Genomic DNA, 10,227 nt, shown 5'->3' with positions numbered 1-10,227 from the left:
CGGCTGCAACCCTGCTTGCTCAAAATCTATTCAAACATGGTTGTGCTTTGGGGAAATTATGAGGGGATCCCTCAGTACTATGTATCAGCGTTATAGTATACATAAGCTTCATAAAAATAGAAGATTATAAAGCCAAGAAACAATTAAACCAAATAATGGACATACAAATATCATTAGAGTCATTAAGTAGTTATCTTTGGGCTTACACTCAAAATAGGGGAAAAAACAATTTCACACAATTCATGATTTCTCATAACAAATTAAACGAATTATTATCTCAAAATGAAGATGTTTTATACCTTACTAAAGACCTAAAAAAAATGAATCTCGAACTGTATTTTTTAGTTCAATACGAAAATAATCATTTACTAGACAAAGATCGCCATTATGATTCAGTCGTAAATTATAATAAATCAAATCCTGTCATACAATCCAGAATAAACATTGTATCCCAGGATATGAATAATGAAATAATATATATTTATAAAAAAATACTTAATAATAAGTCTACAAAACTACAAAATTTAAATTATTACACTCAAGCAGGTATTATTTTTATCTCTCTGGTTGTTATGCTATTATGCTTTTATATAAAAATAAAGTTCAAGAGAAGCTTTCAAAGGTTTATAAATGGAATAAAACAATTAAGCAGGTCAAATTTTGACTATAAAATCCCTTCAGAAAATCAATTCACGGAATTTGAAAATCTGTCTTGTTACTTCAATAAAATGGCGGCATTGTTAAACCACACAACAATATCAAAATCAAAACTTAAAGAAGAAGTAGAGAATCAAACTTCAGTTCTAAATCGTCAAAAAGAAAGTTTGGTATTTTTGTCTGAGCACGACTCCTTAACTAATATCTACAATCGTCGAGCAATAGAAAAACATTTGATCCAGCTTACGCGTAATTTCAGAGGCAGTGAGAATAGTTTTAGTTTGTTTTTTATAGATTTAAATTTATTTAAGGATATTAACGATAGCCATGGCCATGAGGCAGGTGATGCAGTGTTAAAATCTGTAGCTAGTAGATTATCAAGTATTATCGACGAATCAGACATGGTAGGCCGCTTTGGTGGAGATGAATTTATTATTATTCATCGTTCACACACAACAGGTACGTCTCTGTCTGCATGTGCACTACGCTATATCCAAGAAATAGAAAAAGTAATTCATTTTAAAGGTAAAGAGTTATGCGTCGGAGCTAGCATTGGTATTGCACTCTATCCTGAGCATGGGTCGAATGTACATGAATTATTAACAGCGGCAGACAAGTCTATGTATCAGTCAAAACGTTCTAAAGCTAGCTCGTTCACTATTGTCGACAACAGCAGTTCGCTGTTAAAGAGGCCTATGTTTTAATCTAAAGTAGCTGTGGAAACGTTCTACATGCGAATATTCAACGACATCGACCACTGTGGCCACTTACAGTAATAAAGCCGCTTTTATCACATAGCAAAAGCTAAACTCGTAAGCTAAACGCTCTCCAGGCATTGAAGAAAAATAATCCATTGTGAATGGTTAATCCTCCCCTTTTAAACGTCAACTTTCACCACCATATGATAGTTAAGATTCATTAACAGGCTATAACTATCCTATGTCTTTTCCTCGTTTATCTGTTCTGGATTTGGCACCCGTGTCCGACGGAACAAACTTCACCGAAACGTTCGAACGCTCCGTTGAATTAGCTCAATCAATCGAGTCCTGGGGCTATCATCGATTTTGGATGGCTGAACACCATAACATGCCCGACATCGCCAGTGCCGCAACCAGTGTATTACTCAGTCATATTGGAGCGCACACGAACTCGATCCGTTTAGGATCAGGTGGAATCATGTTACCTAACCATGCACCACTAGTTATTGCAGAGCAATTCGGAACGTTAGAGGCATTATACCCTGGTCGTATTGACCTCGGATTAGGACGCGCACCAGGCACCGACTACCAAACAATGCATGCATTAAGGCGGGAACCAGAGCATATGGATCCTGACTTTGAAGAGCTGTTGGAGGAGCTTAATTTCTTTCTTGGTCCCGTATCTCGAAATCAACCAGTCGCGGCTTATCCAGGTAACAACACATCTCTGCCGATTTGGCTTCTGGGGTCGAGTACATACAGCGCACGTTTAGCAGCTAAGAGAGGCTTACCTTTCGCATTTGCTGCACACTTTGCTCCAGATGCAATGTCTCGTGCTCTAAACTTTTATCGAGATGAGTTTGTCCCATCCGAGCATTTAGCTCAACCCTATGTGATGATTTGTGCCAACGTTATCGTAGCGGATACTCAGTCACATGCAGATTTTCTCGCGACAACAGAGAAGCAAAAATTCTTAAAAATGATTCGCGGCAATCGCGAAAAACTTCGCGCACCAGTGAAAAGTATGGCACCACTATGGTCAGCACAGGAAAAGCTTCACGTTGAAACTCAATTACGTGAATCTATCCATGGTGATCAAACATATGTAAGACAGAAAATTGAGAAACTTTTGGAACGCACTGGGGCAGATGAAATTATGGTAAGCACGATGGTGTTTGAACAATCTGAGAAGTTGAGATCCTACAGGTTACTATCGGAACTCATGGACAAGTAAAAGAATGGAGGCGCCTCCCGGAGTCGAACCGAGGTCCACGGATTTGCAATCCGCTGCATAGCCACTCTGCCAAGGCGCCTTTCTGATTTTGTATCTCTGTCACCAAAGATTTTGATGGTGCCCCGGGCCGGACTTGAACCGGCACAGCGCGAACGCCGAGGGATTTTAAATCCCTTGTGTCTACCAATTCCACCACCAGGGCAACGCAATCATGCGATGGGTTAGACACCATCTGTCTCAGCGGCCTTTGCCGTGAGAACGAGGCGTACTTTAACGGATTAATTTATCTGGTCAACAAAAAATATTCTATTTATCAACTGACTGGAGATAAATCCACCTATTTGTATAAATTAATACCAGAAATGTCGATTCCTATCCCCTTTTTGTACTAGCAATTCGTTGCCTGAAAACATATCGTAAACGCATACTTCTGCTAGTTTATAAATCAGACATTTACAATAAGTAAAATATTCTTTATTCGCTAACTTTTAACCTCAATAAATACAACTCATTTTATATCAACCTATTGCAAACAAATGGGCTCATTTCTTTTAACTAAACTCATACTATTTCTCCTACTCTCCATTAATAATCAACTTTTTTTACTACTATGCCAAAGTCTGTGCTTTCTATAGTTTGAATTGTTAAACAACGAATGCAATTGAACAGATAGGGGCGAGTAAATGACTAAAATATTTTTTACTCTTCGTAGATTCGTGATAACGCTAACGGTTATGAGCCTATCGATCCCTTTCTATGTCCGTGCGAACACCTTGACCATGGGGTTAGCAGGTCAAATTAAAGATCGTTGTGAGATTACTTTTTTATCAGGCAATGTGATGACCTTTTCTGAGCAGAAGACGCAATCATTGCCCTTCTCACTATATTGCAATCGCCCTTTGGGGATCACCATCAATTCTCAATATGGTGGCCTTAAATATGAACATCAGGGCGTTGAATTAATTGAAAATTACGAATTATCGTTGCAAGTCGATGAGCTTCGATTAAATGAAAGTCGACTTAGTAGACAATTGCTTTCGCCCGCAATGATAGACAGCTCTGGTGTTATTCCTTTTACTCAACGAGGAGTACTTAGGGTAACGCTCGAAAATAACTTGCTTTATGCGGGTTATTATCATGACGTTATTGAAATTGAAGTATACCCTTCAATTCATAGCGTAACAAAGTAGGAACTCTGCAAATAACTGCAGAGCAATATACGCTCAGCCGTAATTGAGCCAACAATCAAAAGTGAAAGGAATTTCTTATGAAAAAGCTAACACTCTGTGCAGCTGCTGTAACCGCTATTTTTGGTGCTAACGCTTACGCCGCTCCAGGTGACGTTCAGTTAGTTGGTTATGTATCACCTGTTTGTGAAGTGACTGGCCTTGCCACACAGTTAATTGACTTTGGTAACGTCTCAACAATTCAAAGCGTTAGTGTAGGTGGTCTGGAATTGAAATGTAATGATGCAGATGGTGCGACCGTTACCATGACCAGTGCGGAAGGTGGTTTGGAGTCGGATGATAATGAAGACTTTGCTCTAAAATATGACGCAACATTTAACCCTGCTGGCGGTTTAGCATCCTTTACATTGAACGCACCGGGTGGCCCTGGTCTAAACGATGTTTCAGCTTCTCAATCTTATGGTGGTTCAGGCAATTTGGCTACTGGTGTAGGTGCATCAATTGACATTGTTACTACCGAGACATCTCCTTGGGCTGGTGGCTACTCTGACACATTAACTGTGAATATCACCTCAAACTAAACGTACAGAATGAGGGGGCGTATTTCGCCTCCTCCTTTATTGTCATGTAAGATTTTTTTGATGGAGCTCACTGCTATGATTCGTTGGTTCACATTTTTCTTTTTGTCGTTTACGTGTATGTTCGCACATGCTTTTAAAGTAGAACCGATGTCTGCCGAGATGGCACCATTAGGGAAACGTGCTCAAATGACGATGCGGGTGGAGAATACCTCTACTGTGCCATTGACGGTAGAACTACAACCCTATTTCATGACCATGGATGAATATGGTAACGAGACCATTGTGCCTGCGGATGAAGAATTATTGGTCATACCCGTCACTGCCATTATAGAACCAGGCCGGGCACAATCAGTTATGATTCGTTACTTAGGCGATCCATCCATCACTGAATCTAAAGCGTATCGGGTTGCGGTTAAACAAGTTAAAGTGGAACGAGCCAGCAGCAATCAAGGCCAAGTGAGTTTACTTCTTCGATTCAACACGCTCATCAATGTTCGTCCGCAAAACACCTCGCCCCAGTTTTCCGTCACAAGTATAAAACAAAACGACAAAGACAATTGGGTTCTAGATGTGCTGAATAGCGGCAACAGTTACGGACGATTAACCAACACGACGTGGAAAGTATCCGATGGCACTCAATCTACTTATTTAAAAGGAAATGAAATTTCACAACGTATCTCAGGGACGTTAGTATTGCCCCACTCCAAACGTTCTTTTGAAATGTTGCCACTCGAGAACTTCAACATTCGTACACTATCAATTGATATTGAACAGGAGGAGTAACGATGCAATGGCGTTTATTAGCCGGAGTGATAGTGTGCTTTATATATACTCAAGCGTTTGGAATTACACTCTCCCCCACGGTCATTGAGCTAAATACGGATCATCAACTAACTTCGCAGTTGGTAGTTTCCAACAACTCAACCAAAACGCTCGCACTTGAAGCCAACGTTCGACGTTTGACATTTGCGCCTAATGGTACGTTTGAAACGTCTACGTCTAGCTCACCAAATGAAGACATTTTGGTGTTTCCGCCCGCAGCAATGCTCGCGCCCGGAAAGCGTCAAACATTTAGAATACAATGGCTAAGTAAAGTGCCTCTCGAAATGTCGCAAAGTTACTTTATCCGCTTTAGCACCGCCGATATAAATCGAAGCAGTACTCAAGTTGAAAAGGTGAATGGTTTGTCTACTGGGATTAATCTACAGATCCACTACAATGCACTGTTACACGTTCACTCGTCTTCTCTTCAACCGGACATAAAGTTACATATTGGTGAACATGGTAGTTTAACGCTCACTAACACCGGGAATCGATTTACCTTCACTTCATTACTCAGGTTCGACAACCTTCCTGATGATATTAATCAGACCGTGCATAAGGCGCTGGGTGAGCAGTTTGTTCCGCCTCATTCTACTATTACTGTACATTCTTCTTCGATTCAATTACCCGTTGGCATATATCATGGTTATGAAAACTGACATTTTTAAGATCATGCGCACGTTGGTTACGCCCACTTTCATGTGCTGCTTGGTTCTATTCATAATAAATTCTGCTGCCCACAGCCAAGAAATGGTGCTTAATCCAACTGGCCGAGATATTAAACTCACCTCTTTACTAAGGGTCAGTGATACTATATTAGGTGAAGCAGACATCACCATTACGGCAGACAACCAAATTTTATTACCCAAAGAGGACACCCTGTCTCTCCTAACGTCAGTTGTGACACAAGAGGTAATAAATGCGCTTAAAGAATCCAGTGGTGATGACATATTGTCTCAACAGCACTTCGCACAAACAGGGGTAAGTTTAACCTTTGATTTTGCTTCATTAGAATGTGTCTTGACAATCCCACCACAGTCCAGCCTGACACAGAATTTATCTATGAGCGAAGCGGGAAATTTATATAATTATGCGAAGCCAAGCCTTTTGAGTGGCTATGTGAATGTGTCGCTTTCCGCCAATGAAAGTCAATTTGTCGACGAAGACTCTGCTCGAGAAAGCCTATATCGCAGTCGATTCGACTCAGCATTCAATCTAAGCATGCTTAATTTTGAATATGAATCCTTTATAGAAAATGGTTCTCTAACCGGTTCAAGCTACATTAGAGAAGGCACACGCCTTAATATCGATTACCCCCAACAAGGTACTCGAGTAGTAATAGGCGATATGTACAACAGTGGTCAAGCTTTTCAAGATGGAACAGACATTTTGGGAGTTGGCGTGACGCGTGACTTCACTCTTATACCCACCAAAAATGTACGCCCTCGTGCAAGTCAATCATTCACACTCCAGCGCACGTCTAATGTCGATGTGTATATCGATGGCATCCCTGTACAAAGATTAACCCTTGGTGCGGGCAGTTATAATCTCAGTGATATTCCACTAGCACAAGGAAACAATGATATTGAGCTCGTTATTACTGATCGTTCAGGAAATGAAGAACGCATTGAATTTTCGATTGCGACCGGTAATGATTTATTAAACAGTGGCGAATTCGAATACAGTATCATGTATGGCGTTCCATCAGAAATCCAAAATAAACAATTAGAATACCTCACGGATGAACGTATTTTTCACGGTTATCTCGATGTTGGTGTCTCACCTTGGTTAACCTTAGGAGTTAATTCTCAAGTGCGTGAAAACCTATACCAATATGGTGCTAGCGCACTTTTCGCTTCTAAACTAGGCATTACTGAATTAAACGCTTCACACAGTGATCATCCGATTTATGGTCGCGGTGACGCTTATAAAGTAGCATTCGATGCCGAATTTTCTAAATCAAACTCACTAGAGCCACAGTTAAGCCTCAGTTATGAATATTTAAGCAATAGCTTCAGTGGAATATCGGCATATGAAGCATCAAGCAGTGATATTAATTTAACGACTCATTATGCTAGTGCTTTTGGATCCATCTATCTTTCACGTTCATTACGCGCGGCTGTTACTCTAAATTATCGAGCTGGCGTTGATAAAAAAAACGACTATTGGATTGTAAGCCCCAGCCTATCTGCAAGATTATTCGATACACCCGCCACGTGGAGCGCTCGTGTTAATTATAAGAATAACGAGAGGGGGAGCGATGACATTAGCACGACTCTCACCTTAAGTTGGCCACTCAGCAAACAAACACGTGTCGTTGGTCGTTATTCAACAGAACTCAATGAAAGTGCCTTAGATTATAGTTATCAAAATAATATTGGAAGCACTGGCGGCGTTTCTGCATTTGCCAGTGCCATTAATAACAAAGAGACTGACGCGGATGTTAATCTTGGGGTTAACTATACGGCAAACCGCTATGAATTAAGCGCGAGTCACACCTCTCGCCTTGAGAGCATCAGTGATAATACGAGAAATCATAGCACCGATCTTAAGCTTAGTAGTGCGGTGGCATTTGCAGGGTCATCAGTGACAATAGGAAGACCCGTTAGAGAAGCGTTTGCCATCATTAATAAACATGAAAGCCTTGCAGAGAACGACATTGCCATCGACCCTACCCGAGACGGTAAGCAAGCACGCGTCTATCTCTATGAAGACTCTTCTGCGTTGGTTCCTGACCTTGTGGCCTATAGCAGCCAAGTGATCGGATACGACGTGGAAAACTTACCACCCGGTTACGATCTCGGAGAAGGCGCTTTTTGGGTTAAACCTGGCTATAAAAAAGGATTCCAACTGCAAATTGGTTCTGATGCGGTATTAACCGTCATTGGTAAACTGTTCGATCGTCAAAGTAACAGCCCTATTTCACTTGTTGCGGGCTTTGCGCAGTACCTTGGTAAAACACAGCAACAACCAATTGAATTCTTTACAAACCGTAGTGGTGTTTTTGCGATTTCTGGATTAAAACCGGGGCAATACAAACTCGTTCTTGACACTAAAGAACAAGAGTCAGTAGTTATTAATCTTAGTGAACGAAGTGACACCTTGATCAGATTAGGAGAGTTATATGTCGATTAAACAACTAAAGCGGAGCGCGTTGTTCTTGCTACCATTGGCTAATATACCTTCTGTTTGGGCTTGTGAAGCTAACTCTCTGTCTATCCAACCAGTATCAACACAAGCAAAATACGATGTCTTCAATAACAGCAGTTTTGCAACAACCAATACCTATCGTGTGAGTGCAAATATTATTGGTGAGGGCTGCAAACTGAACTTAGTTTTACAGCTTGACGATACAAGTAAATCATTGAAAAGTAGCCGTCAAGATTCGCTCTTTTTCGAGTGGAGTGGGCAATCAGGTAACACAATAGCTAATCAATGGCGCTTTACTTTGACCGAGAACCAACCTGCTGCAACCGTACAAATGCGCTTTCCCGCTAAACAATGGTTAACGTCAGGGATCTATCGAGGCGTATTAGAAGTTGCTACGTCATATGCACAAATAGACGGCAAAATAGAAATAAGTCCTACTTTGCTTCCTGTCACTGTGGATGTACCACCAGCAGCGAAAATTCATTTTTACGGATTATCACAACCACATTATGACCTTGACTTAGGAACGTTACACTCAAACAAAGTAATCAATTCATCGCCTAACCTATGGGTTCAAAGTAACTCTGCCTATGCGGTTGTTTTGGAGTCATCAAATCATGGTGCATTACGCCACGAATCACATGAACCCAAGTGGGATATTCCCTATCAAATTATCTTCGACAACGACTACGTCAATCTTACACAATTTAGTGTACGTATCCCACGTCACGCTGCTACGACTGGTCAACCTATTCCTCTGATCTTTGTTATTGGTAACGCAGAAGAAAAACCTGGAGGTCAATACGAAGACACATTGCAGATATCAATCGAACCTAATTTATCCCAACAGCCATAAAGCGATACATATATCAAAATATGAATACCACATTGGCAAACTTCCGCGTTGTTACCTAGAATTGACTAATCTATAAGTGAGCACAATAAAAAACGGAAATTATAACTATGAGTTATGTAGAACAAGAACATAATTGTAATCGGGCTATAAAGCATATACTTTTGATAGGCGATGACGGGATTAGCAACCAATTTATAATACAAGAAATAAACAAAAGTGGCTATTTTTCTTTTGAAAGAAAATGCTTACAAGAAATTAATAAATCTACTAAGACCATCAGCTCTGATCTCGTTCTTATTAGTTATCTAACCTTAGAAAAGGTTATCGATATCCAAGTAACGTTATCACAGGTATTATCCAATAAATGGATAATTTATGATTTTCCTAAAGAAATTGGAGAAATGATAGTAGCAGAAACACAATTAATGTATCTCATAGATTTGAAAGGGATTATCTACCAGGATGCACCTATAGAGCACTTTACGCGTTGTTTAAAAAGCGTAATTGATGGTGATCTGTGGCTGCCAAGAAAAGTAATGACAGAGATGATAACCGACATTCGTCCTTATGCACTACAGCTGCAAGCGAAACAGACTCATTTAACCAAGAGAGAGATTCAAATATTTAAACTTGTCATCAAAGGCGCATCCAATCGTGAGATATCTGAAGATTTATTTATCGCTGAATGTACCGTTAAAACACATGTTTACAACATATATAAAAAATTAAAAGTAAATAACCGTAAGGAAGCCATTCAAAAGGCAAGCTTTATTTATGATAAAATTTTATTTACCCAGTATCATCACTAACCTTTTCATTGCTTGCAAACTAAATTCACGGTGAAAACATCTAATTCATCTATCAGTTCTTTGATAGTAACTATTCACCCGCGAGCTGGCTTTGTTGCTTAAATCGATGGAACTAAATCAAGAAGCTACGATCTGATCGGCTACACCCATTAATCATCGTAGCCTCATGCCTAAACCTCGTTACAAAACAACTAACTGGACGCAGTACAACAAAGCCTTAATAAACCGTGGTT

9 protein-coding genes and 2 tRNA genes are annotated in these 10,227 nt (G+C 40.1%); 9 read left to right on the top strand and 2 right to left on the bottom strand.

The genetic code is table 11. The features are described from left to right. Window positions 1-320: 320 nt before the first annotated feature. Both R7035_RS24640 and R7035_RS24635 read left to right on the top strand, forming a co-directional pair. The gene (locus R7035_RS24640) at window positions 321-1,361 is read left to right on the top strand and encodes a GGDEF domain-containing protein (RefSeq protein WP_225455651.1); all 1,041 of its coding nucleotides are present in this window, start codon (window positions 321-323) and stop codon (window positions 1,359-1,361) included. Window positions 1,362-1,596: 235 nt separating this feature from the next. Beyond that, on the top strand, window positions 1,597-2,589 hold the full coding sequence (locus R7035_RS24635; RefSeq protein WP_262651318.1) for an LLM class flavin-dependent oxidoreductase: 993 nt from the start codon (window positions 1,597-1,599) through the stop codon (window positions 2,587-2,589). A 5-nt stretch (window positions 2,590-2,594) separates the two neighbouring features. Here the strand turns inward: R7035_RS24635 and R7035_RS24630 are convergent. Continuing rightward, a tRNA-Cys gene (locus R7035_RS24630) sits at window positions 2,595-2,668 on the bottom strand. 36 nt (window positions 2,669-2,704) lie between these two features. Beyond that, a tRNA-Leu gene (locus R7035_RS24625) sits at window positions 2,705-2,791 on the bottom strand. A gap of 481 nt (window positions 2,792-3,272) precedes the next feature. Between R7035_RS24625 and R7035_RS24620 the strand changes: the two genes are divergently transcribed. The 7 genes from R7035_RS24620 to R7035_RS24590 all read left to right on the top strand — a co-directional run bounded on the left by R7035_RS24620 (window position 3,273) and on the right by R7035_RS24590 (window position 9,994). Next, on the top strand, window positions 3,273-3,779 hold the full coding sequence (locus R7035_RS24620; RefSeq protein ID WP_225492135.1) for a hypothetical protein: 507 nt from the start codon (window positions 3,273-3,275) through the stop codon (window positions 3,777-3,779). 77 nt (window positions 3,780-3,856) lie between these two features. After that, window positions 3,857-4,357, top strand: a complete 501-nt coding sequence (locus R7035_RS24615; RefSeq protein ID WP_169644000.1) for a hypothetical protein — start codon at window positions 3,857-3,859, stop codon at window positions 4,355-4,357. 75 nt (window positions 4,358-4,432) lie between these two features. After that, window positions 4,433-5,140, top strand: a complete 708-nt coding sequence (locus R7035_RS24610; protein ID WP_169643998.1) for a molecular chaperone — start codon at window positions 4,433-4,435, stop codon at window positions 5,138-5,140. 2 nt (window positions 5,141-5,142) lie between these two features. Then, window positions 5,143-5,838 carry a fimbria/pilus periplasmic chaperone gene (locus R7035_RS24605; protein WP_169643996.1) on the top strand — a complete coding sequence of 232 codons (696 nt, stop codon included), beginning with the start codon at window positions 5,143-5,145 and terminating at the stop codon, window positions 5,836-5,838. 91 nt (window positions 5,839-5,929) lie between these two features. After that, window positions 5,930-8,314, top strand: a complete 2,385-nt coding sequence (locus R7035_RS24600; protein WP_169644015.1) for a fimbria/pilus outer membrane usher protein — start codon at window positions 5,930-5,932, stop codon at window positions 8,312-8,314. After that, entirely contained in the window at window positions 8,304-9,185 is an 882-nt protein-coding gene (locus tag R7035_RS24595) for a hypothetical protein (RefSeq protein WP_169643994.1), read from the top strand. The genes R7035_RS24600 and R7035_RS24595 overlap by 11 nt, the downstream gene beginning before the upstream one ends. Before the next feature lie 107 nt (window positions 9,186-9,292). Beyond that, window positions 9,293-9,994, top strand: coding sequence for a response regulator transcription factor (locus R7035_RS24590; RefSeq protein ID WP_169643992.1), 702 nt, complete (start codon window positions 9,293-9,295; stop codon window positions 9,992-9,994). Window positions 9,995-10,227: the final 233 nt, after the last annotated feature.

The organism is Vibrio sp. 1731 (assembly GCF_033339955.1).
GTDB classification, from domain to species: domain Bacteria; phylum Pseudomonadota; class Gammaproteobacteria; order Enterobacterales; family Vibrionaceae; genus Vibrio; species Vibrio alginolyticus.
The sequence above is the reverse complement of the archived record's forward strand: the minus strand, read 5'-3'. Positions and strand labels throughout refer to the sequence as shown.